General features: G+C 71.0%; 22 protein-coding genes. 11 read left to right on the top strand and 11 right to left on the bottom strand.

What is annotated here, in order from left to right; genetic code table 11:
- The first annotated feature begins 25 nt into the window (after positions 1-25).
- Complete coding sequence (locus AB0J74_RS28620) at positions 26-1,405, top strand: cellulose binding domain-containing protein (RefSeq protein ID WP_363453318.1); 1,380 nt, start codon at positions 26-28, stop codon at positions 1,403-1,405.
- A 261-nt stretch (positions 1,406-1,666) separates the two neighbouring features.
- Here the strand turns inward: AB0J74_RS28620 and AB0J74_RS28615 are convergent, their stop codons facing one another.
- On the bottom strand, positions 1,667-2,083 hold the full coding sequence (locus tag AB0J74_RS28615) for a DUF5655 domain-containing protein (protein WP_363453316.1): 417 nt from the start codon (positions 2,081-2,083) through the stop codon (positions 1,667-1,669).
- Positions 2,055-3,068 (bottom strand): GntR family transcriptional regulator, encoded by a 1,014-nt coding sequence (locus AB0J74_RS28610; protein ID WP_363453314.1) that lies wholly within the window; start codon positions 3,066-3,068, stop codon positions 2,055-2,057. Before AB0J74_RS28610 ends, AB0J74_RS28615 begins: the two co-directional genes overlap by 29 nt.
- 124 nt (positions 3,069-3,192) lie before the next feature.
- On the opposite strand from AB0J74_RS28610, the gene AB0J74_RS28605 reads away from it, so the two are divergent.
- Positions 3,193-4,413: an FAD-dependent monooxygenase gene (locus AB0J74_RS28605; RefSeq protein ID WP_363453312.1), complete on the top strand. Its 1,221-nt coding sequence runs from the start codon at positions 3,193-3,195 to the stop codon at positions 4,411-4,413.
- A gap of 118 nt (positions 4,414-4,531) precedes the next feature.
- Here the strand turns inward: AB0J74_RS28605 and AB0J74_RS28600 are convergent, their stop codons facing one another.
- Positions 4,532-5,266 carry an aldo/keto reductase gene (locus tag AB0J74_RS28600; RefSeq protein WP_363453310.1) on the bottom strand — a complete coding sequence of 245 codons (735 nt, stop codon included), beginning with the start codon at positions 5,264-5,266 and terminating at the stop codon, positions 4,532-4,534.
- A 131-nt stretch (positions 5,267-5,397) separates the two neighbouring features.
- On the opposite strand from AB0J74_RS28600, the gene AB0J74_RS28595 reads away from it, so the two are divergent.
- Entirely contained in the window at positions 5,398-6,459 is a 1,062-nt protein-coding gene (locus AB0J74_RS28595; protein WP_363453308.1) for a DNA polymerase ligase N-terminal domain-containing protein, read from the top strand.
- Positions 6,460-6,693: 234 nt separating this feature from the next.
- On the opposite strand, the gene AB0J74_RS28590 is transcribed toward AB0J74_RS28595, so the two are convergent.
- The gene (locus AB0J74_RS28590; RefSeq protein ID WP_363453306.1) at positions 6,694-7,083 is read right to left on the bottom strand and encodes a cupin domain-containing protein; all 390 of its coding nucleotides are present in this window, start codon (positions 7,081-7,083) and stop codon (positions 6,694-6,696) included.
- Positions 7,084-7,328: 245 nt separating this feature from the next.
- Here AB0J74_RS28590 and AB0J74_RS28585 point away from each other — a divergent pair, with 245 nt between their 5' ends.
- From AB0J74_RS28585 to AB0J74_RS28575, 3 genes are all read left to right on the top strand, one after another.
- The gene (locus AB0J74_RS28585; RefSeq protein ID WP_363453304.1) at positions 7,329-8,624 is read left to right on the top strand and encodes a PQQ-binding-like beta-propeller repeat protein; all 1,296 of its coding nucleotides are present in this window, start codon (positions 7,329-7,331) and stop codon (positions 8,622-8,624) included.
- Positions 8,625-8,784: 160 nt separating this feature from the next.
- A complete protein-coding gene (locus AB0J74_RS28580) occupies positions 8,785-9,882 on the top strand; it encodes a hypothetical protein (RefSeq protein WP_363453302.1) in 1,098 nt (365 codons plus the stop codon).
- Between the two features lie 11 nt (positions 9,883-9,893).
- Entirely contained in the window at positions 9,894-10,265 is a 372-nt protein-coding gene (locus tag AB0J74_RS28575) for a nucleotide pyrophosphohydrolase (protein WP_363453300.1), read from the top strand.
- Positions 10,266-10,410: 145 nt separating this feature from the next.
- Here the strand turns inward: AB0J74_RS28575 and AB0J74_RS28570 are convergent, their stop codons facing one another.
- Positions 10,411-10,611, bottom strand: a complete 201-nt coding sequence (locus AB0J74_RS28570) for a DUF397 domain-containing protein (protein WP_363453298.1) — start codon at positions 10,609-10,611, stop codon at positions 10,411-10,413.
- Positions 10,608-11,492, bottom strand: coding sequence for a helix-turn-helix transcriptional regulator (locus AB0J74_RS28565; RefSeq protein WP_363453296.1), 885 nt, complete (start codon positions 11,490-11,492; stop codon positions 10,608-10,610). The genes AB0J74_RS28570 and AB0J74_RS28565 overlap by 4 nt, the downstream gene beginning before the upstream one ends.
- Before the next feature lie 65 nt (positions 11,493-11,557).
- On the opposite strand from AB0J74_RS28565, the gene AB0J74_RS28560 reads away from it, so the two are divergent.
- On the top strand, positions 11,558-11,890 hold the full coding sequence (locus AB0J74_RS28560; RefSeq protein WP_363453294.1) for a hypothetical protein: 333 nt from the start codon (positions 11,558-11,560) through the stop codon (positions 11,888-11,890).
- Here AB0J74_RS28560 and AB0J74_RS28555 read toward each other — a convergent pair.
- Positions 11,856-13,142: an MFS transporter gene (locus tag AB0J74_RS28555; protein WP_363453292.1), complete on the bottom strand. Its 1,287-nt coding sequence runs from the start codon at positions 13,140-13,142 to the stop codon at positions 11,856-11,858. The genes AB0J74_RS28560 and AB0J74_RS28555 overlap by 35 nt on opposite strands.
- Positions 13,143-13,195: 53 nt before the next feature.
- Between AB0J74_RS28555 and AB0J74_RS28550 the strand changes: the two genes are divergently transcribed.
- Complete coding sequence (locus tag AB0J74_RS28550; RefSeq protein WP_363453290.1) at positions 13,196-14,200, top strand: helix-turn-helix domain-containing protein; 1,005 nt, start codon at positions 13,196-13,198, stop codon at positions 14,198-14,200.
- A gap of 15 nt (positions 14,201-14,215) precedes the next feature.
- Positions 14,216-14,788 carry a hypothetical protein gene (locus tag AB0J74_RS28545; protein ID WP_363453288.1) on the top strand — a complete coding sequence of 191 codons (573 nt, stop codon included), beginning with the start codon at positions 14,216-14,218 and terminating at the stop codon, positions 14,786-14,788.
- 137 nt (positions 14,789-14,925) lie between these two features.
- Here the strand turns inward: AB0J74_RS28545 and AB0J74_RS28540 are convergent, their stop codons facing one another.
- Genes AB0J74_RS28540 through AB0J74_RS28530 form a run of 3 tightly spaced genes read right to left on the bottom strand, consistent with a single transcriptional unit; the run spans position 14,926 to position 18,579 of the window.
- Positions 14,926-16,878 carry a hypothetical protein gene (locus tag AB0J74_RS28540; protein WP_363453286.1) on the bottom strand — a complete coding sequence of 651 codons (1,953 nt, stop codon included), beginning with the start codon at positions 16,876-16,878 and terminating at the stop codon, positions 14,926-14,928.
- Entirely contained in the window at positions 16,875-18,281 is a 1,407-nt protein-coding gene (locus AB0J74_RS28535; protein WP_363453284.1) for a sigma 54-interacting transcriptional regulator, read from the bottom strand. The genes AB0J74_RS28540 and AB0J74_RS28535 overlap by 4 nt, the downstream gene beginning before the upstream one ends.
- Before the next feature lie 40 nt (positions 18,282-18,321).
- The gene (locus tag AB0J74_RS28530; protein ID WP_363453282.1) at positions 18,322-18,579 is read right to left on the bottom strand and encodes a hypothetical protein; all 258 of its coding nucleotides are present in this window, start codon (positions 18,577-18,579) and stop codon (positions 18,322-18,324) included.
- A gap of 92 nt (positions 18,580-18,671) precedes the next feature.
- Between AB0J74_RS28530 and AB0J74_RS28525 the strand changes: the two genes are divergently transcribed.
- Positions 18,672-19,424 (top strand): class I SAM-dependent methyltransferase, encoded by a 753-nt coding sequence (locus tag AB0J74_RS28525; RefSeq protein ID WP_363453280.1) that lies wholly within the window; start codon positions 18,672-18,674, stop codon positions 19,422-19,424.
- 199 nt (positions 19,425-19,623) lie between these two features.
- On the opposite strand, the gene AB0J74_RS28520 is transcribed toward AB0J74_RS28525, so the two are convergent.
- Positions 19,624-20,424 (bottom strand): TrmH family RNA methyltransferase, encoded by an 801-nt coding sequence (locus AB0J74_RS28520; RefSeq protein ID WP_363453278.1) that lies wholly within the window; start codon positions 20,422-20,424, stop codon positions 19,624-19,626.
- Between the two features lie 61 nt (positions 20,425-20,485).
- Here AB0J74_RS28520 and AB0J74_RS28515 point away from each other — a divergent pair, with 61 nt between their 5' ends.
- On the top strand, positions 20,486-22,939 hold the full coding sequence (locus AB0J74_RS28515) for an FAD-dependent oxidoreductase (protein WP_363453276.1): 2,454 nt from the start codon (positions 20,486-20,488) through the stop codon (positions 22,937-22,939).
- The last annotated feature ends 44 nt before the right edge of the window (positions 22,940-22,983 follow it).

The raw sequence follows: 22,983 nt of genomic DNA, 5'->3' as shown, positions 1-22,983 counted from the left end.
CTCCCTCACCATTGGAAGGAGCAGCATGCGCAAACTTGCCCGCGCCATCGCGACCGCCGTCCTGGTCGTGTCCGGCGCGCTCGTCGTCGCGTCCCCCGCCCAGGCCGACACGGTGATCTGTGAGCAGTACGGCTCGACCACCATCCAGGGCCGCTACGTGGTGCAGAACAACCGTTGGGGCACCAGCGCCCAGCAGTGCATCAACGTCACCGACACGGGATTCAGCATCACCACCCAGCAGGGTTCGGCGGCCACCAACGGAGCGCCGGTGTCGTACCCGTCGGTCTTCCTCGGCTGCCACTACACCAACTGTTCGCCCGGCACGAACCTGCCGATGCAGGTCAGCCGGATCAGCAGCGCCACGTCGTCGATCAGCTACACCTACACCAGCGGCACCTATGACGCGGCGTATGACATCTGGCTCGACCCCACGCCACGGACCGACGGGGTCAACCAGATGGAAATCATGATCTGGTTCAACCGCCAGGGACCGATCCAACCGATCGGCGGGGTGGTGGGCACGACGACTATCGGCGGCCGGAGCTGGCAGGTCTGGCAGGGCAGTAACGGCTCCAACAACGTCATCTCGTACGTCGCGCCGTCGGCCATCAGCTCGTGGAACTTCAGCGTGCTGGACTTCATCGCCGACGTGCGAAACCGCGGCGCCATCACCAACTCGTGGTATCTGACCAGCATCCAGGCCGGCTTCGAGCCGTGGAGCGGCGGTGTCGGGCTCGCAGTGAACAACTTCTCGGCCGCGGTGAACGGTGGCGGGACCGGCTCGGACACGCAGGCGCCCTCGGTGCCCGGCCAACCGACCGCCGGCGCGGTCACCGCGTCGAGCGTCGCACTCTCCTGGGCCGCCTCGACCGACAACGTCGGGGTGGCCGGGTATGACGTCTATCGCCAGCAGGGCGGCGGCACGGCCACCCTGGTCGGCAGCCCGACCGGCACGTCGTACACCGCGACGGGCCTGTCGGCCAACACCGCCTACACGTTCTCGGTGCGCGCCCGCGACGCGGCCGGCAACGTGTCCGCCGCCTCCGCGGGCCGCACCGTGACGACCTCGGCGTCCGGCGGCGGCGGATCCGGCTGCAGCGTGCGGTATGCGTCGAACGCCTGGAACAACGGGTTCACCGCGGATGTGACGGTTACCAACACCGGTACGAGCGCCATCAACGGCTGGACCCTGACCTACAACCTCCCGAGTGGACAGACGATCACCAACAGCTGGAACGCCACCGTAACGACCTCCGGCACGGCGGTCACCGCGCGCAACCTCACGTGGAACGGCACGCTGGCCGCCGGCGCCAGCACCAGCTTCGGCTATCAGGGCACCCACGGCGGCGGCTACACCTCGCCGTCGGCCTTCACCCTCAACGGCTCGACCTGCACCATCGCGTAATCGACTGACCGCGCGCCGGTCGCGGGTGGCCACCTCAGCGGACCTCACCGCGGTGGTCACCACCCGCGACCGGCGCGCACCAGCCAGGCTGGCCAAACCCTGACAGCCTCCCGGCCCACGACCCCAGCGAAACCCGCGTCGCGCAAACGGCGCCAACCCGACCAAGCAGCCAACGCCAGCCCGGCCGCGCAACCAACGCCAGCCCGGCCGCGTAGCGAGCGCGACCACGTAGCCCGCGCCAGGTCGACCGGGCCGCCGAGGCTAGGCGGAGGCCGCATGGTAGGCCTCCGTGAGCCAGGCCCGGATCTGGTCGTCGACCTGGGCCGCGCTGGTCAGCGCCACGACGTTGGCCACCATGCCCGCCGACATCCGGAGCGTGCGGCGCACGCGCTCGTCGTCGATCGCGTGCGGCAGCGCCAGCCACAGGTCGACCGCACGCGCGCGCGGCCGGACCTCCGCCAGCGTGCGGTCGGCCTTGAGGAAGACGCCGACCGTGACCGCGTCGGCGTGGACCGGCCCCAGGTCTTCGACGTGGGCCAGGATCGCGTCGAAGATCAGGCGCCATTCCGGTCGGTGTGGGGCGAACGTCTCGTCGACCGTGCCGGCGGGCACGCAGACGTGTGACTGGTTGGTGCGGCCGAACTCGCGTTCACAGGACGGACACGTCCACCTGGCCATCGCCGCTCACCTCCTGCCGTGTGACGGCGGCCGCGACCCCGTCGAGCAGCAGTCGCAGGCCAGCCTCGAACACCGCCTCGATGTCGTAGTCGAACCCCTGCTCGGCCACATAGCGCAGGCCGGTGAAACGCTCCGGCCGCGCGGCCAGGAGGGCCTCGATCTCGCTTCCGTGCGAGTCGGCCCACTCGTCGTTGGTGACCCCGGTGTCGTCGCGGGCCCGCATTTCCTCGCTGAGGTTGAGCGCGCTCGCTCGCACATGCCCGAACAGGGACAGGTGGATGTGCATCATCTCGTCGACGCCGAACCCGAGCGCGCGCAGGGCGCCGAGACTCCACTCCGAATAAGGCAGCAGGTTGGGGAGGAACTGCGGACGCGTCAACGACACCGAGTCGGCGGCCCAGGGATGCGCGGCGAACGTGTGCCACATCTGCCGCGCGGCCGCCTCGAGGCGAGCCCGCCAGTGCGGGGGCGGCTCGTCGGGCAACGGGTCGTCGCCGAGCACGGTGTCGAGCATCGCCTGGATGAGCTCGTCTTTGCCCGGCACGTGCCGGTAGAGAGACATCGTCGCGACGCCGAGGTCGGCGGCGACCCGGCGCATCGTGAGCATCGACAGGCTCTCGGTATCGGCGATCGCGATCGCCGACCGGACGACCCGATCGCGGGTGAGCTCGGTGTCTCCCGACCGCGGCCGCGGCTCGGCCGAGCCGTGGAAGCCGCCGGCACGCGGTGGAAGGCCGTGCTGGACGACCGTGTCGACTCGCGGGCTGCTCCGCTCGATCACGACACTCCCCGCACCGGATCGGGTCTCCACGAAACCCGCGTCGCGCAGTGTGTTGATCACTTTCGTCGCGGTCGCCATCGCCACGCCCCAGTCGCGGGTGATCTCCCGCGTCGACGGGATGCGATCGCCCGGACCGAGCTCGCCGCGCACGATCCGCTCCCGGATCTCGGCCGCGATCCTCCGGTAGGGCGCTTCCTCTGCCATCGTCGCCGATCCTTCCTCTGCACTAGTGCGATGCAAGCCTAACACTTCGAGTGCTAGTGCGCTATACAACGTACGCCATCTTCATGTACGTTGTACGCGTCCCCTCGCAGACCTGGAGGCAACCATGAACGTCCTGATCTCAGGAGCCGGCATCGGCGGGCTCGCCCTGGCCCACTGGCTGCACCGGCACGGCATCGCCGCCACGGTCGTCGAGCGCGCCCCGGCGCTCCGATCCGGCGGCCAGGCCATCGACATCCGCGGCGCGGCCCGCACCGTCGTCGAACGGATGGGCATCCTCGACGCCATCCGGGCCAACCACACCGGAACACACGGCATCGTGTACGTCGACCGCCGTGGAGCCCCGGTCGCGCGGATGGCCGGCGACGACTTCGGTGACTCGGGCGGAGTGGTAGCCGAGATCGAGATCCTCCGCAACGACCTCGTGCGCATCCTCCATGAGGCGGCGCCGGAGGCCGAATATCTCTTCGACGACCACCTCACCGCGCTGCACGAGGGCGCCAACGGCATCACCGCCACGTTCCACCGCGCACCGCCACGCACCTTCGACGCGGTCGTCGGGGCCGACGGCCTGCGTTCCGGCGTGCGCGCCCTGGCGTTCGGAGGCGACCGCCAATACGTGCGTGACCTGGGGATGTACGGTTCCTATTTCGCCGCTCACACGACGCTCGACCTCGACGGCTGGGAAGTGATGTACAACCTGCCCGCCGGCAACGGGGTCGGCGGCCGGGTCCTGATGCTCTACCCCGTCGGCAGCGACGGCGAAGTCCGAGCGATGTTCTCCTGGTCGTCGCCGACGCTCGGCCTCGACCGACGCGACACGGCGACGCAGAAGGCCACGCTCGCCGGGGTGTTCGCCGGTGCCGGCTGGGAGATCCCGAGCCTGCTCGACCAGATGTGGGGGGCCGACGACTTCTACTTCGCCCGCAGCGGCGCCACCCAGCTCGACCACTGGTCACGCGGCCGCGCGACGCTGCTCGGCGACGCCGCTTTCGCGGGCTCGCTCGGCATGGGCACGAGCATGGCCCTGGTTGGCGCGTATGTGCTCGCCGGCGAGCTCGCCACAGCAACCGACCCGGCGGCCGCGTTCCGCGGGTACGAGGCGGGCATGCGCGACTTCGTGACCCGCAACCTCAAGCGCCCGCCGGGCGGCGACCGCGGTTTCGCTCCCGCGTCGCGCGCCGGCATCTGGCTACGCAACCAGGTCGTCCGCACGATGACGAAGCTCCCGGGCAAGAGCGCGATGACCGGCAACCTTCAGGCCAGCGCGAACGCCATCGCCCTCAAGGACTACCCGCTGCTGAGGGACGCCGTGAAGACGACCTAGCGGCGGGGCCCAGCCGCGGAAATCGGGCCCGTGCCGCACGCACCTCGGACGACGGACGGCCCGGCAGCCTGGTGCGGTCCGCACCGCCGCGGCACGGACGCCACGTGTTGGGCTGCGGTCAGTGCCCCATGGCGTCGATCGACGACATCTCGTCGTCGGTGAGTTCGAAGCCGAACACGTCGGCGTTCGATCGGATCCGGGCCGGGGTGACCGACTTCGGGATCACGACGATTCCATGTTGGATGTGCCAGCGCACGACGACCTGGGCGGGTGTGACGTTGTGGGCGTCGGCGATGGTGGTCAGCGCGGGGTCGCCCAACCGCGTGGTCTTGAAGGGGCTGTAGCCCTCGAGGGCCACGCCGCGTTCGCGGTGGCCCTGGACCAGGGCCTCGTCATACAGGCGGGGGCCCCACTTGATCTGGTTGACCGCCGGGGCCTCGCCCGTCGCGGCGATCAGCTCGTCGATTTGGCCCAAGGAATAGTTGCTGACCCCGATCGTGCGGGTCTGACCGGCGTCGCGGATTTCGATCATCGTGCGCCAGATGTCGACCAGATTGCCGCGCGACGGGGGCCAGTGGATCAGCCAGAGATCCAGCTGGTCGATGCCGAGCATGCGCAGGCTCTCGCCGATCGTGCGTTGCTCGCGACCGATCCGTTCAGCAGGGAGTTTGGTGGTGACGAAGATGTCTTCGCGCGGCACACCGCTGTCGGCGATGGCCTGGCCGACCAGGTCCTCGTTGCCATACGCGGTGGCAGTGTCGATGAGGCGATACCCGGCCTCCAACGCCGCCATGACGGAGCGGTGGGCGCTTTCGCCGTGGGCCTGCCACGTTCCGAAGCCGAGCAACGGCATCCTCACGTTGCCCGGGAGCTGCACCGTTGGTTGTGCGGTCGATGAGGTCATGACCTCGCGTACCCTCTCATCACGTCAGCATGCTCGTTGGCGACGGTGCGCGGCGGCCGCCCATCCCGGACAATATCCCCATGGCCGACCGGCTGGACGAATACCGCCGTAAGCGTGATGCGGCACGCACCCCCGAGCCGGTGCCGCCGGACGCACCTCAACCGGGGGCCGACAACCGGTTCGTGATCCAGCAGCACCACGCCCGCGCGCTGCATTGGGATCTGCGACTGGAGCGCGACGGTGTGCTGGTCTCCTGGGCCGTGCCCCGCGGGCTGCCCCGCGACCAGGTCCGCAACCACCTGGCCGTGCACACCGAAGATCACCCGATGGAGTATCTCAGCTTCCACGGTGAGATCCCGGCAGGCGAATACGGCGGGGGCCGGATGAGCGTGTTCGACACCGGCACCTACGAAACGGAGAAGTGGCGGCCCGACGAGGTCATGGTCACCCTCCACGGTGACCGGATCGAAGGCCGCTACGTGCTGTTCCGCACCGCGCGACCCGAGCCGGGCAAGCGCGAAGAATGGATGATCCGGCGCATGTCGCCGCCGGCCGACGGATGGGAGCCACTGCCTGACCTGATCCGCCCTTCCCGACCGACGCCGGTCGACACGTTGCCCGAGCCCGACGACGAGTGGGCCTTCGAGATGCGCTGGGAGGGCACCCGCGCGGTCGCCTACGTGTCGGGCGGGCGGGTCCGGCTGATGTCGATGTCCGATCAGGACATCACCGGCGGCTATCCGGCTGTACGCGACATCGGCGCGGCGCTCGCGCCCACCGAGGCGGTCCTCGACGGGGAGGTCGTCGCCTTCGACCGGCAGGGCCGAGTCCGACCCGCGCCGACCACCACGGCCGGCCGGCGGCTGCCGCCCGGGTTGGTGATCAGCTACCTGGTCTACGACCTGCTCTGGTTGGAGGGCCGCCGCACGGTCGACCTCCCCTACACTCAGCGCCGCGAACTGCTCGAGGGTCTGGCGCTGTCGGGCCCGGCCTGGCAGACCCCACCGTCGTTCCGCGGCGGCGGGCAGTTCGCCCTGGAAGCCGCGGCCGAGCAGGGCCTGCCGGGCGTGATAGCGAAACGGCTCGACTCCGCCTACACGCCCGGCCGACGCACCAAGGACTGGCTCCGCATCGACAACTAACCCGAAACGGCTCGGCTCCGCCGACGGCTGACGACCAAGCCAGCGCCCAATCGATCAAGCCGGCGACCAACCGACCAGGCCAGCACCCAACCGACCAAGCCAGCGCCCAACCGGCCAGGCCAGCGCCCAACCGGCCAGGCCAGCGCCCAACCGGCCAAGCCAGCGCCGACCGACCAGACAGGCCCAGCACCTACCCGCCCAGACACCTAACCGACCAAGCCAGCACCTACCCGATCAAGCCGGCGGCTCGTCCTTGCCGGCCTCCTCCAGCCGGTCGGCTTCCTCCTTCGTCCGGTGCACCGCGTCCGGGGAGTGCTCCGGTGGCCCGTACACCGTGTAAAGGACCAATGGGTTGGGGCCGGTGTTGACGAAGTTGTGCTTCGTGCCCGCCTTGACGAAGACCAGGTCGCCAGGGTTGACGGGTTTCGTCTCACCGCCCACCCTGGCCTCGCCCACCCCACTGACGAACGTCAGGAGCTGGTCGGTGTGCTCGTGCACCTCCTCGCCGATCTCTCCGTCGGGCGGGATGGTCATGACGACGAGTTGCGTGTATTTGCCGGTCGCCAGCACCCGGCGGAAGTCGGGGTTGCGGTCGGCGACGGCGGCGATCGTGAAGTGCTCCATGCTTCTTCCATACCCGGCCGATTAATGGTGCGAACGAGGTTTGGCATATCCATCCGCCGGGCAGTGGACCCTCTAACCAGGTCCTCGTCGATGTACCGCCCTCGGGCTGCACCGATGGGAGACGGTCATACTCCCGGCCGCGGCGAGCATCGGCGCCGCGGTGCGGGAGTTTTAACGTCCGCCGTTCGGCTCATGGACCCCCGTCATTCCCCGCGCCAGACTGCATCGCAGGTGGGGTTGACGCGATGACCAGGAGTAACGAACTCGGCGTCCGGCCGGTGGTGGGCTTCGGCCCCGCCGGCCGGCACGGCCATGTCATCGAGATCGAGCGTGACCGCGACTGGCAGCCGCCCGAACCGCAGCCGTGGAGCACCCGCACCCGACTGATCGCCACCGCGCTCGCGCTGGCCCTGGCCGCCGGTGTCTATTTCGCCGGCGTCGCCCGGCCCTCGTCGCTGGCACCGATGTTGCTGCGGGTCGGCACGGCCGAGGCGCTCGCGCTCGACGACTCCCGCGCCTACGTCTCCGGCGGCAACATGATCCGCGCGTACGACCTCGGCGCGGGCACCCAACTCTGGTCGGTCCGGGTCGTCGGCCTCTCCTCGCTGCTCACCCTCGGCGACGACCGCCTGGTCGTCGCCACCGTCGATGTCGGCCAGCGCCCGTCGGTCGAGGTGCTCGACGCGCTGACCGGCGCTGTCGTCTGGCACCGGCAGACCCGCTTCGTCGGCATCGCGGGCGACGTCGTGGTCGTCAACGGCCCCGCCGAGGGCGACCGGGTCCCGCTGCGCGGGCTGTCGGTCACCGACGGCACCCCCCGCTGGACGGCCGTGCTCGAACCAACCGTGACGATCGCCGGCGATGCCCGGACGCTGCGCAGCAGCCAGGTCGAGGTGTCGCCCGGCCACTTGCGGGTCCGCGACCTGGCCAGCGGGCGAATCGTCGTCGACACGCCGCAGACCGCTACCGGGCCGCCGGAGAGCGCGACCGTCGTCGGCGGCACGGCGCTGCTCGTCGACCAGAAGAACATGATCACCGCGTACGACACGGGCGACGGTCGCTCACTGTGGCGGGTGCCGCTCCCCGTGGTCGGGGTGTACTCGGCGTTCGGCGACTGCGGCAGCTACATCTGCCACATCAACGACCGCGGCACGGTCGCGCTCGACCGGCTGACCGGGCGACAGGCGTGGCGGTCGACCAAGCGTTACCTCTCGGTGCCCGTCGACGAGGAGCACATGTTCGTCGCGGAGACGTTCGGCGGTTTCGAGGGGCCGGGCACCGCGGTCCTCGACCCCCGCAACGGCGAGGTCCGCGCGGATCCGGCGCCGTGGCGGGCGCTCGGCGTGATCGACGGTGCGGAACTTCTGGTCTGGCGGTACGACGGCCCGCGGCAACAGTTGCTCGGCCTCTTCGACGCCTACTCCGCGCGTACCCGGATCATCGGCCGGGCCGACGGTTGGATCGTCCCGCCGACGTGCGTGACCAGCCTGCGGCACGTGCTCTGCGCCGACGCCTTCGACTTCGCCGTCTGGCCCCGCTGAGCGACGAACACGGGCGTCCCTCGAAGGAAGGACAATGTGGAGACACTGGATGTCTGCGTGCAATTATCGCATTCCTGTGTCTTTTCCCTTCTGGAGTGTCATGAACAGCCAGTCGCTTGCGGCCGAATTCGCGAACCGTACCTCTGGCTTCTGGTCCTACATGACACGCGAGGCGCTGGCCGACTGGGTGGTCCGGGCCGACGCCGAGCCTCAGCCCTTCGGCGCGCTCCCCTCGGCCGGGCCGCGACTGCCGGGCCTGATCCGAGCGATCAACGACGCCGACGCGAAGAGCCTGCGCGAGGTCGCCCTCGGCATCGCCGGCATCATCGTGCGGACCACCGTGCCGGCCGCCGCCGAGACCGCCGGGCAACACTGGCTGCTGACGCCGTACGCGAATGGCGCCGAACGCTGGTTCCGGCTCACCGTCGGCATGTGCTGGGCCGCCGAGGTCAGCTATTTCGACGACGGCCGGATCACCACCGTCTTCCGGATGGCCGACTCGCCCATCCGCCGCGCTCTCGACGACGGCTCGCTGCGCACCGAGGACCTGACCAAGTTCGGCATCGCCCGCCGTTCCGACGGCCTGCGCACGTTCGCCGAGGACGCGACCGTCTACCACTGCCCCGACATCGACGGCCTGCTCTGGTTCCTCGACCAGCCCGCGGTCGGCGAGGCGATCCGGCTGATGAACGCCCGCCTCGTCGCCAGCGGCCAGTTCGCGTGGCAGAAGAACTACGACCCGGACCTCGCCGAGGAAGCCTGGGCCGCGGCCGAGGCGCTTTCGCTTCCGGACCCGCTCGACACACCCCGGCAGCCGCCCGAGCCCCGGCACCGCTGGGTCCAGGAGGCGGTCCCGGCGTTCCCCGAGTGGCACGCCGTCAACGAGCAGGCGCACGAGTCGGCCCGCGACGAGCACGACCGCCTGCTGGTGCTGTTGATGACCAAGCTCAACGACATCGACATCAAGCCGTTCCAACCCACCGAGCCCCGCGCCGACCTGGCCTGGCGCACGCCCGACGGCCGCCTCCACATCGTCGAGGCCAAGAGCCTGCTCGGCCCGACCGAGGCCGACCGGCTCCGCCTCGGCCTGGGTGAGATCCTCGACTACCGCCACCGCTTCAGCGAAGGCGACGGCACGCGCCCGCAGGCCTACCTCCTGGTGGAACACGTCGACGACCACGCCTGGCACACCATCTGCCGCGACGTCGACGTCCGCCTGCTGGTCGCCACCGACAGCGACACCTGGAAGCTCAACTAGCGTTACCGCTCGTGGACGATGACCTGGCGGCGCTGACCGCCCGCCTCGAGGCGTTCGCCGACGAACGGGACTGGGCCCAGTTCCACACCCCGAAGAACCTGGTCATGGCCTTGTCCGGCGAGGTCGGCGAGCTCACCGCCGAGTTCCAGTGGCTGACCGCCGCGCAGTCGGCGGCGGTCATGACAGACCAGGACCACGCCGATCGGGTACGCGCGGAGATCGGCGACGTCATGATCTATTTGACCAGGCTCGCCGGCGTTCTGGGCATCGATCTCGTGGCCGCGGCCAACGCGAAGCTCACCGATTCCGCCCGCCGCTACCCGCCCGACCGTGTCCGCGGCGACGCCACAAAGGCGGCGAAGGGTCAGCCGACCGAGTCATAGCGCCCCGATCACAGTCGCGGATCAGCGGAACCAACGAGCGGCACACCTACAAGGTGCTGCGCGGCACCCTGATCTACTCCACAGACGACGAGACCCGCGAGTATCTCGCGGGTCTCGTGCGACCCGTGCGGTCGACCGCGGTGCGTTACGCCCCGGGCTTGTAGTCGCCGCGGTTGGTGGCGTCGACGAAGGCCTGCCAGGCGCCGCGGGTGAAGGTCAGGATGGGGCCGGTCTTGTCCTTCGAGTCGCGGACGCCGATCTGGTTGTCGAGCTTTGCCCACTCGACACAGCCGCCGTTGTTTCCGCTGTATGTGGACTTTGTCCAGGTGACCAATTCGTCACTCATAGTACGTACTCCTCCGCTAGCGCCCGGATTTCGCGACTAGATTCTGCCTCGTTCAAGGCGCGGTCGGAAGCACCAATCCAGATCGACTCGTAAGAGTGAACCTCGCGGGGTTTATCGAGGTAGAGCGCTCCGGTCGGGCCGTCGGTGTACACCGTGGACGGTTCCGGCTCGCGGCCGCGCTCCTTGGGAAAGTCGAGGATGGTGAAGCTGCCCGCAGCGACCCAGCGATGCAGGCCGAACTCGAGCTTCAGTAGACGGACCGTAACGTTGGGCAGGTCGTTGACTTCAGCCAGATAACGCAGCTGGCCGGCCATGGCCTCACGGTCCTCCAACGACCGGCGGAGCACCGCCTCGCTGAGAATGACCTCCAGGGTCGGTGCCGGCGGCAGCTTGCGCTTGAGCAGGTTCTGGCGCTCCAACCGCACCGCGAGCCGGCGCTCCTGTTCCTCGGCCTCCAGGTCCGGGTCGTCCAGTGCGATGACCTCGCGCGTGTAGGCCTTTGTCTGCAACAGACCGGGCACCACATCGGACTGCAGATAACGGATCCGGCTGGCTGCCGCCTCGAGCCCTACATACAACTCGAACCAGCTCGGCAGCGCGTCTCCATAGGACTGCCACCAGCCCTTCGCTTTCGTCTCCCGGGCGAGCGCCATCAGAGCCTCGGTCAGTTCCGGCGACGCTTCGTAGAGTTCGCACATCGCCTTGACGTCGAGGGCACGCATCCCTACTGTGCCGTTTTCGATCCGCCAGATGCGAGGCGTCGACCATTCCAGCGCATCGGCCGCCGCTTTGACCGTGACCTGCGCTTCTTCGCGAGCCCTTCTCAGATATCGACCGAGCTGCCGGCGCGGAACCGTCGAACCGTGGTCTTCGGTCGGCATGTTCGTTCCTTCCCGAACAGCGTTTCCGTAGTGGACACCCGCAGATCGTTGCGTCTTCTGCCCGCGTGGGCGGAATTCTGCTCCGCAACATTGCGTTTGGGAAGGCCCGAGCCCAACATTCAACTCATGGGCAGACGGAAGCGCCGAAATCAACCAGCATCCGGGCGGCAATCATGATCGACGCTGGCAATGTGATCGAATGCCCACCCGGCAGTTGGAAGTTCACCGGCGCGCCGCACACCTTGTTCCTCCGCGTGGAAAAGGTGCGCGACGATCTCTCCGGTTTCTACGAGGGCGAAGTCTGGCTCGAAGGCCAGCAACTCGCCCGCGACGGCACGCCACTCGGCCGGCTTCAGGCGCTGGTCACGGTCGAACGGATCCGGGTAGTCCGGCCATAGCCGGCGCGCCGGTGAACACCGCACCGCGGCGGCGCAGGAGCAGCAGCGACAGGCCCGCGGCGCCGATGGCCAGCAGCCCGGCGACATACCAGGCCAGGTTGTAGTTGCCGAGTTGGTCGCGGACCAGGCCGGCCGCCGAGGCCGCCACCGCCGCACCGATCTGGTGCGAGGCGAACACCCAGCCGAAGACGACCGCACCGCGATCGCCGAAATACTCGCGGCACAGCGCGACGGTCGGTGGCACGGTCGCCACCCAGTCGAGGCCGTAGAACAGGATGAACACCACCATCGACGGCCGCACCGCGTCGCCGAACAGCGCCGGCAGCAGCAACAAGGACCCGCCGCGCAGCGCGTAATAACCGCCGAGCAGCAGGCGGCTGTCGAACCGGTCGGTCAGCCAACCCGACGCGATCGTGCCGGCGATGTCGAACAGCCCGATCAGCGCGAGCAGTGACGCGGCCGTCGTCTCGGCCATGCCGTGGTCGTGCGCCGCCGGGATGAAGTGGGTCCCGACCAGGCCGTTGGTGGTCGCGCCGCAGATCGCGAAACCGCCGGCGAGCAGCCAGAAGGCGCGGGTCCGGGACGCGTCTCGGAGCGCGCCGAGTGCCCGCCGGGCCGCTCCGCCGGCCGGCGGCGGCGGCACGACCTCGGTCCCGCCATAGGGCGGCAGGCCGAGGTCGCTCGGGTGGTCACGCAGAAACCACAGCACCAGGGGTACGACGGCCAGCGCGGCCCCGGCGACCACCAGCGACGCGGTGCGCCAACTGCTGCCCTCGACCAGGTAGGCGAGCAGCGGCAGGAAGACCAGTTGCCCGGTCGCGCCGGCGGCGGTGAGCACGCCGGTGACCAGGCCGCGGCGCTTGACGAACCAGCGGCCGGTGATCGTCGCGACGAACGCCAGCGCCATCGAACCGGTGCCGACCCCGACCAGCACGCCCCAGCAGAGGATCAACTCGGCACTGCTGCGCATGAAGACGGTCAGCCCGCTGCCGAGCGCGACGAGCAGCAACGCCGTCGCGACGACCCGGCGGATGCCGAACCGGTCCATCAGCGCGGCCGCGAACGGCGCGGTCACCCCGAACAGCAGCAGGTTGACCGAGACGGCGGCGGAGATCGTGGCCAGCGGCCAGCCGAACTCCTCGTGCAGCGGGTGGATGAGGACGCTCGGGGTGGCGCGGAACCCGGCCGCGCCGATCAGCGCGACGAAGGCGACGGCGGCCACGAGCCAGGCAGGGTGAAGGAGACGACGCACGAAAAGAAGCATGAAGCACACGGGGTACGGCCACGAGTGGCCCGGAAGCCATCATGCGCAATAATCCGGCCATGGCCCATCGCATCGCCGTCCTCGCCCTCGACCACGTGGTCGGGCTCGACCTCGGCACCTCCGCACAGGTCTTCGGCACCGCCCGGGACGCCACCGGGAAGCGGCTCTACCGGGTCGAGATGTGCACGCCGGGCGGCCGGCCGGTGCGGGTCACCGCGGGTTACGCGGCGCACCCCGACCACGACCTGTCGCTGACCGAGACCGCCGACACGGTGGTCGTGCCCGGTATCCACGACGGGTCGCCGCTGACCGACGGCACCGTGGACGCCGAGGTCGCCGCCGCGCTGCGCGCCGCGCACGCCCGGGGCGCCCGGGTGATGTCGATCTGCACCGGTTCGTTCGTGCTGGCCGCCGCCGGCCTGCTGGACGGCCGCCGGGCCACCACGCACTGGGCGCACGCCGCCGACTTCCGGCGCTTCCATCCCTCCGTACACCTGGATCCGGGTGTGTTGTTCGTCGACGACGGCGACATCCTCACCTCGGCCGGCGTGGCCGCGGGCATCGACCTGTGCCTGCACGTGATCCGCCGCGACCACGGCGCCGAGGTGGCCAACCACGCCGCCCGACGCTGCGTCGTGCCGCCCTGGCGCGATGGCGGCCAGGCGCAGTTCATCGAGCGCCCGCTGCCGGTCGGCGACGGCGCGGCGTCGACGGCGGCCACCCGGTCGTGGTCGCTGGAACGGCTCGGCGAGCCGTTGACGCTGATCACGATGGCCGGGCACGCCCGGATGAGCGTGCGCACGTTCACCCGGCGCTTCCGCGAGGAGACCGGGGTGAGCCCGGCCCGCTGGCTGTTGCAGCAACGCACCGACCACGCGCGGCGGCTACTGGAGACCACGGGCCTGGGCGTCGACCAGGTGGCGCGGCAGGCCGGCTTCGGCACAGCGGCGGCGTTGCGGCAACAGTTGCACGCGGCGATCGGTGTGTCGCCGACCACGTACCGTCGCACGTTCCGCCCACCCACTGGCGATCGGGTGCCGGGATAGGCGACTATGCCTGCCATGCAACCGCACGAGCGTCCGGGTGGCCAGGTTTACGGCGGCGGTCCGACCGGCGGGGGTGGTCCCTACGGCGGCGAACCGACCAGCGGGGGTCCCGGCTATCCGGACCCGACCAGCGGCGGCGCCGTCTACGGCGGCCCAACCAGCGGCGGCCCGAATTATGGGAGCCCGACCAGCGGCGGCCCCAGCTACGGAAGCCCGACCAGCGGCGGCCCCAGCTACGGAAGCCCGACCAGCGGCGGCCCGAGCTACGGAAGCCCCGCCGGCGGCGGCCCTGGGTATGGAGGCACCGGTTACGGCGGCCCCGGCGTAGCCGGCCCCGGAGGCGGCCCGGTCTACGGCGACCGGCGCGGCACCGCGGGCCGGACCGGCCGGCAAGGCCGCGGGGGACAGACCCCACCACCACCCGGCCGCGACCCGCTGATCCTCGGCGCCCTGGCCATCGCCGCCATCGGCATCCTGCTCGGCATCCTCTTCGCGACCGGCGTCTTCGCCGGCGACGACCTCCCGCCGGCGACCCCACCCGCCGGCACCGCCCCCGCGACCCCACCACCGACCACGGCCGGCGGCTGACCGGCGACATACCGCCAGACGGCCGCGGACCGCTGCCGTCCGGGTTCGGTCAGCCGCCGACTGGCCCAGGCCAGGCGAGCCGCACGCCGCCGGCGGCTGACCGAACCTGGACGGGCACGGCGCCGCCGGTGGCTGGCTCAGGCGGCGCGGGCCGCGCGCCGCCCGCGCCGGGCGCGGATGTAGTCGGAGACCACGTAGGCACCCAGGTCGTCGGAGGACGGGGTGAACACCCGCCCGCCGCTGCGTCGGGCCACGGCGTCGACGAACCGCTTCAAACCCTCGTCCTCGCCGAGCATGAACAGGTTGATGGTGGCGCCGTAGCGGGTCAGGCGGTCCACCTCCTGCACCGTCGCCGCGATCGTTTCCCGGGTCGGCGGCCACATGAACACCGGATAGCCGTCGTCGTCGACGTGCGCGGTCGGCTCGCCGTCGGTGACCACCAGCACGACCGGCTCGGCGCCGGGGTGCTTGCGCAGGTGGCGGCCGGCCTGGCGGAGCGCGTCGTGCAGGTTGGTGCCCTGCTCGTAGTCGGGCTCGACGGCGGCGAGTTCGGCCTGCGACAGCGGCGCCGCCGACCGGCCGAAGCCGATGATCTGCAGCGCGTCCTGCGGGAACCGGGTCGCCACGAGGTGCGACAGGGCCAGCGCGGTCTGCTTCATCGGGCCCCACCGGCCCTCGGCGACCATCGAGTAGGACAGGTCGACGCAGACGGCCACGGCCGCCGAGGCGCGCCGCTCGGTCTCCACCACCTCGAAGTCGTCGACCGACAGCGCGACCGGCACCCCGGCGCCGCCCCGGGCCACCGCCCGGGTCAGCGTGCGCACCACGTCGAGCGGCTGCTCGTCGCCGTACTCCCAGGGCCGGGAAGCCCCGGTCACCTCGCCGGCCGCACCCGCGTCGCGCAAATCGTGCTGCCCCCGCCGGCCCGCGGTCAGGTCGGCGAACACCCGGCGCAGCGCGGTGCCACCGAGCCGGCGCAACGCCTTCGGCGAGAGGGTCAGGCCGTCGGCGGTGCGGGTCACCCAGCCCTGCCGGCGCATCTCCCGCTCCAGTTCCTGAAGCCGGCGTACGTCGTCGGCAGCCGACCGCCCGAGGGCCCGCTCGACCGCCTCCACGTCGACGTCGTCCAGCGTCGCGCCGGGGTGCTCCTGGCCGAGCTGGTCGATCAGGTCGTCGAGCTCACCGATCTCCTCCAGCGCGCCGGTCGCCTCGCCGTAGCCCAGCGGCTCCTCGCCGCGCATCCGTTCCCGGCGGTCCCAGCCCAGCTCGGGCCGGAGCGCACGCAGGTTGTCGGTCAGGGCGCTCATCTCCCGAGCCAGGTCGCCGTTGCCCAGGGCCTGCTGCATCAGCGAAGCCAGCTCGTCGCGCTGCTGCGGCGACAGCGACCGCATCAAGCGCTCCCCGGCCGCGGCCCGGCGAGCCAACGCGTCGACCAGCTCGTCGACGGTTTGCGGGTTCTCCGGGAAGTAGTCGCCGTGCCGGCGCATGAACTCGGCGAACTGGTCGGTGGTGTCCTCGCCCCGGGCGTGCCGCTCGAGCAGGGCGTTGAGGTCGCGCATCATCTCGGCCACGGCCTGCTGGGCGGCCGGGTCCTGCAACGACTCGCGCATGCCGCGGAACCGCTGCTCGACCACGTCACGCCGGAGCCCGTCGAGGATCTCCTGGTAGCGCTGCCGGCCCTCCTCGCTGGCCCACTGATAGTCCGAGAGCTCCTCGACGGCCCGCGCCGTCGACCGTGGCAGGTTGTCGAGGATCGCCTCGTTGAACCGGGCCGCGTCGTCGTCCCGGCCGGCCAGCTCCTCGCGCTCCGCCGCCAGGGCCTGGTCGAGGAGCTGCTGCGCCCTGGTGACCGCGCCGTCGAGCTGGCCGCGGCGCATCGCGTCGCGGCGCATCCGGCGGGCCCGTGCCTGCAGGTCGTCGAGCCCGCCGCGGTCGCCCGGACCGCGGCGCAACAGGTTGCGCAACGCGTCCCGCAACGAGCCGCCGTCGAGCACCTCGGCGCCGACGTCGTCGACCGCGCCGCGCACGTCGTAGGGCGGGGCGAGCGGGTCCGGCCCGCCCGCCCACGCGCCGTAGCGGTTGCTTCTCATCCCCGGCTGCCGTACATCGTCCGGCCGTCGCCGCTGGCCTTGGACATCCGCCGGGTCAGGTGCAGGCCTTCGAGCACGAACTCGACGCCGGCGGCCGCCTCGCCGCGGGTCGGCGCGTCGCCCAGGCCCAGCCGGTCGAGCACCTTGGCCAGGCCCGGCAGGGTGCCGACCTGGCGCAGGATCTCGTCGGCCGGCACCAGCTCGCCAGTCTCGATGATGTCGCCCTCGGCGACCAGGTTGACGAAGCTCGACAGGTCGAGCCCGGCGAGCCGGGCCCGGAAGGTCTCTGCGGTCGCCGTACGCAGCAGGTGGGCCAGGATCTCGACCTCGCGCCCCTCTTCGCCGCTCTCGAACTCGACCTTGCCGCGCAACGTGCTGGTCACCGACTCGGCGTCGCCGATCCGGGCGACCGCCTGGTCTTCGCCGAGCAGCCCGGAGCGGCGCAGCGCGGCGGCGGCGACCGTCTCGGCCGCGGCGATCGGGAACCGGGCGGAGACACCGGACCGGGCGTCGACCGAGGGCGACTCGCGCACCCCGCGGGCGAACCGGGCCAGGACCTCCAGAACATGCTCTGGTACGGCGGCGACCAGTGAAGCCTCCTGGCGCACCAGGTCGAGCTCGAGGTCGAGTTCGAGCGGGTAGTGGGTGCGGATCTCGGCGCCGAACCGGTCCTTGAGCGGCGTGATGATCCGGCCGCGGTTGGTGTAGTCCTCGGGGTTGGCGCTGGCGACCAGCAGCACGTCGAGCGGCAGCCGCAGCTGGTAGCCGCGGATCTGGATGTCGCGCTCCTCGAGGACGTTGAGCAGGCTGACCTGGATCCGCTCGGCCAGGTCGGGCAGCTCGTTGACGGCGAAGATGCCGCGGTTGGTGCGCGGCACCAGGCCGAAGTGGATGGTCTCCGGGTCGCCGAGGGTTCGGCCCTGCGCGACCCGGATCGGGTCGACGTCGCCGACCAGGTCACCGACGCTGGTGTCCGGGGTGGCCAGCTTCTCGCCGTAGCGCATCGACCGGTGCAGCCAGGCGACCGGCTGGTCGTCCCCGTTCTCCTCGACGGAGCGGCGGGACGACGGCGTCACGGGGTTGAGCGGGTGTTCGTTGATCTCGGAGCCCGGGATCACCGGGGTCCACTCGTCGAGCAGTTCGACCAGCGACCGGATCAGCCGGGTCTTGCCCTGGCCCCGCTCGCCGAGCAGGACCATGTCGTGTCCGGCCAGGATGGCCCGTTCGACCTCGGGCAGGACGGTCTGGTCGTAGCCGACGATGCCCGGGAACCGGGGCTGACCGGTGCGCATCCGGTCCAGCAGGTTGGCCCGGAGTTCGTCCTTGACCGTGCGATAGGTGTGGCCGGCGGCACGCAACTCCCCGACCGTGCGGGGCAGGTCATGCGGCGAAGTGTCTGTCACCTCACCGACGCTATCTCGCGACCCGCCCCGCCCGACAAGATCAGACCCGGTCGGGGTCGGCGCCGGTCCGCCGGGCGTCCTCGGCGGCGTCGGCGTCGCCCACCGGCACGCCGTCGCTGTCGCGGGTGGCGCCGGCCGGGATCTGCCTTCCCTCGGCCCGGGCGCGGTCGGCCTCGGCGTCGCTCGCGCCGACGGTTTCGCCCTGTTCCGGGGCCTCGGTCTCGTCATCGGTCAGCCCGCCGGCGATGAACGCGCCGGCCGCGGCGGCCGGGAGGTTGCCTCCTGATGGTGTGGTCACGTCGACCTCCCTTCTCGGAAACGGGAGATACCCCTGGGCAGCGACGGGAAACAATGGACAAGACCGGTTGTGTGTAACTATCGTCAAGCGCTATGAGTCCTTACCTTGACGCGGCCGCGTGGCAGGAGAGCTGGGACCGCCAGCAGGAGGCGTTCCTGCCTGACCGCGAAGCGCGGTTCACCGCGATGCTCGACATCGTCGAGGCCGTCGCCGGCCCGGCGCCCCGGGTGCTCGACCTGGCCGGCGGCACCGGCTCGATCTCACTGCGCACCCTGCGTCGGTTCCCCCGCGGCACCACCACCCTGGTCGACGTCGACCCGGTGCTGCTGACGATCGCCCGGGCCAGCCTCGACGACCGCACCGCGATCGTCAGCGCCGACCTGCGTGCGCCGTCGTGGTCGGCCGACCTGCCGCACGACGACTACGACGCTGTGCTCAGCGCCACCGCCCTGCACTGGCTCGACGAGGAGCGACTGGCCGCCCTCTACAGCGAGGTCGGCCGGCTGCTCCGGCCCGGCGGCGTGTTGATCAACGCCGACCACATGCCCGACGAAGGGTTGCCGGGCCTGAGCAAGACGCTGCGCGACCGGGCCCGTGAGCGCCGCGACGCGCGCTACGCGGCCGGCGCCGCGACCTCCTGGCCGGCGTGGTGGGAGCTGGTCGGCCGGGACGAGACGCTGGCTCCCCGCTATGCCGAACGCCAGAAGATCTTCCCCAGCACCGAGCACAACGACTGGGTCCCGCCGGCCACCTGGCACCAGGCCGCCCTGCGCGACGCCGGCTTCGCCGAGGTCGGCCTGGCCTGGCGCGGCGGCACCGACGCCGCGGTGGTCGGCGTCCGCTGAGCCGGGGACGCGGGCCCTGGGCCGCCCAGGCCGGCCACGACGGTGACCGGCACGGCCGGCCTGGCCGTCCGGGGTGTCGCGGTCCGGGCGGAGGGTTGACGCCGCGTACATGCCAAAGCATGTGGCTACATGTTTTGGCATGTACGCGCCAGTGACCGGCACAGCCGGCCTGGCCGGCCGTGGCCGACAGGAGGGCCCCTCAGGGCTCGCGGCGGGTGCGCTGGCGGGCGGCCTCGTACAACACGATCGTGGCCGCGGCCGCCGCGTTGAGGGACGACGCCGCGCCACCGATCGGGATGCGCACCATCTCGTCGGCGGCCTGCCGCCAGGCGCTGCTCAGTCCCTGCGTCTCGTTGCCGACCAGGAGCAGCGTCGGGCCGCGCAGGTCGGCGTCGGCGACCTCGGTGGTCGACCGCTCGTCGGTGCCGACCAGGCGCAGCGGCGCCGCCCACTCCAGCACCTCGGCCGCCGCCGCCACCCGCACCACCGGCAACGCGAAGATCGACCCTGTGCTGGCCCGCACCGACCGCGGGTCGTAGGGATCGGCGGCGTGCCCGCTGACGATCAGCCCCTCGGCGCCGAAGGCGTCGGCCGACCGGATCAGCGTGCCCACGTTGCCGGGCGAGGCGGGCCGGTCGAAGAGCACGTAGAGCGGCGCCCCGGCCCGATCGGGCACATGGTGGCCGAGCCGGTCCAACCGGTCCGGCGGCAACCCGACCACGGCGACCAACTCGGCGTCTTCCTTCTCGCCCAGCTCGGCGTGCAGCTCCGGGTCCATCTCGACGGACTCGGGGACCTTGTCCAACAACCCGGTCGCCCACGTGGACAGCCGTCGGCCGGCCGGGAAGATCAACTGGCGGATCTCCCAACCGTGTTCGGCCGCGAGGCTGATCGGGCGTACCCCCTGCACCAGGAACTCGCCCGCCCGGTGCCGCTTGCTCCGGTTGGTCAACAGCGCGTGCCACTGCTGAAACGTCGCGTTCCGCGTCGTGATCTTCACCGTGCCACCTCATTCCGCACGGGGGTGTGTCTACCATCGTCGGCAATTGAAGGAGGCTGGCGTGGCTATTCCGCAGCGTGCGCGCGTCGTGGTGATCGGCGGTGGGGTGATCGGCACGTCGGTCGCCTACCATCTGGCCGCCCTCGGCTGGACCGACATCGTGCTGCTCGAACGCGACAAGTTGACCTCGGGCACCACCTGGCACGCCGCCGGCCTCATGGTCACCTTCGGCTCGCTCTCGGAGACCTCGACCGAGATGCGGAAATACACCCGCGACCTCTACGCGCGGCTGGAGGTGGAGACCGGCCAGGCGACCGGGCTCAAGCAGGTCGGCTTCATCGAGGTGGCCGCCGACGCCGACCGGTTGGAGGAATACCGCCGGGTCTCGGCGTTCAACCGCTACTGCGGCATCGACGTGCAGGAGATCGGCCCCGGCGAGATCAAGGAGCTGTTCCCGCTCGCCCGCACCGACGACCTGCTGGCCGGCTTCTACGTCGCCGACGACGGGCGGGCCAACCCGGTCGACGTGACCATGGCGCTCGGTAAGGGCGCCCGGCTGCGCGGCGCGACGATCATCGAGGGCGTGCCGGTCACCGGCATCCTGCGCAAGGGCAGGACCGTCACCGGCGTACGCACACCGCAGGGCGACATCGAAGCCGAGTACGTGGTCAACTGCGCCGGCGTGTGGGCCCGGCAACTCGCCGAGCAGGCCGGCGTGAGCGTGCCGCTGCAGGCCGCCGAGCACTACTACCTGATCACCGAGCCGATCGACGGCGTCTCCGGCGACCTGCCGGTGCTGGAGGACCCGTCCTCCTACGGCTACTACCGCGAGGAGGGCGCCGGCCTGATGGTCGGGCTCTTCGAGGCCGAGTGCGCGCCCTGGCACGTCGACCGGGTGCCGGAAACCTTCTCGTTCGGCACGATCCCGCCGGACTGGGACCGGATGGCGCCCTACCTGGAAAAGGCGATGGCCCGGGTGCCGATCACCGGCGACGCCGGCGTGCGCACGTTCTTCTGCGGCCCGGAGTCGTTCACGCCCGACCTGTCGCCGATCGTCGGCGAGGCGCCGGAACTGCGCAACTATTTCGTCGCGGCCGGCCTCAACTCGATCGGCATCCTGACCGGCGGGGGGATCGGCCGGTCGGTGGCGCAGTGGATCGTCGACGGCAAGCCTGACATCGACGTCACCGGGATGAACATCGACCGGCTGGAGCGCTATCAGTCCACACCGGACTATCGCGCGACGCGTACGGTCGAGTCGTTGGGCAAGGTCTATGCCACCCACTTCCCCGGCCTGTCGATGAAGACCGCGCGCGGCGCGAAGCTCTCGCCGGTGCACGAGCGGCTGGTCGCCCAGCGCGCCTACTTCCGCGACGTGAGCGGTTGGGAGGGCGCCGACTGGTACGCGCCGGAGGGCGCCGAGCCGAACGTCGAGAAACTCTCCTGGGGCCGGCAGAACTGGTTCCCCTACTGGGAAGCCGAGCACCGCGCCGCGCGCGAGGGCGTGATCCTGATGGACATGTCGTTCATGTCCAAATACCTCGTGCGGGGCGAGGAGGCGGGCGCCGCGCTCGACCACCTGTCGGCCGGCGCGGTGAACGGCGAGCCCGAAAGGATCACCTACACCCAGTGGCTCAACGAGGGCGGGAACCTCGAAGCCGACCTGACCGTCACCAAGCTCGACGACGACGCGTTCTGGGTGGTCGCGTCCGACACCGCACACCGGCACGCACTATCCATGATGGAGCGTGCGTTCACGGGTCGGCACGCGTTCGTCACCGACGTCACCGGCGGCTACGCCCAGCTCAACATCCAGGGCCCGCGCTCGCGGGAACTGCTCCGGTCGGTGACCAGCGCCGACCTGTCCGACGAGGCGTTCCCGTTCCGCACCGCACGCGAGATCGACCTCGGCTTCGCCCGGGTGCTCTGCGTCCGGATCACCTATCTCGGCGAACTCGGCTACGAGCTCTACGTCCCGGCCGAGCAGGCGGTGCACGTCTACGACCGGTTGACCGCGGCCGGCGCGCCCGTCGGCCTGCGGCACGCCGGTCTCAAGGCGCTGTCCAGCCTGCGGATGGAGAAAGGCTACCGCGACTACGGGCACGACATCGACAACACCGATTCGGTGCTGGAGGCCGGCCTCGGCTTCGCGGTCGCCCTCGACAAGCCCGGCGGCTTCGTCGGCCGCGACGCGGTGCTGGCTCGCAAGGCCGCCGGCCCACTGCGTCGCCGCCTGGTGCAGGTGCTGCTGACCGACCCCGACCCGCTGATGTTCCACGGCGAGGTGGTCCGCCGCGACGGCGTGCCGGTCGGCTACGTCCGCGCCGCCTCCTACGGCTTCACGCTGGGCGGCGCGGTGGGCCTCGCGATGCTGGACCGGGCCGACGGCGGGGCGCTCGACCAGGGTTGGCTCGACGGTGGCGAGTGGACGGTCGAGGTCGCCGACCGGATCGTCCCGGCCCGCTGCTCGCTGCGCCCAATGTACGACCCGGGGAACGCCCGCATCCGCATGTAGCGCGCGATAGGTCGCGGATAGATCCGGCTGAGATCGTCCGGCAC

The organism is Asanoa sp. NPDC049573, from assembly GCF_040676615.1.
Taxonomy (GTDB): Bacteria; Actinomycetota; Actinomycetes; order Mycobacteriales; family Micromonosporaceae; genus Asanoa.
This window is presented reverse-complemented; position numbering and strand designations above follow the sequence as displayed.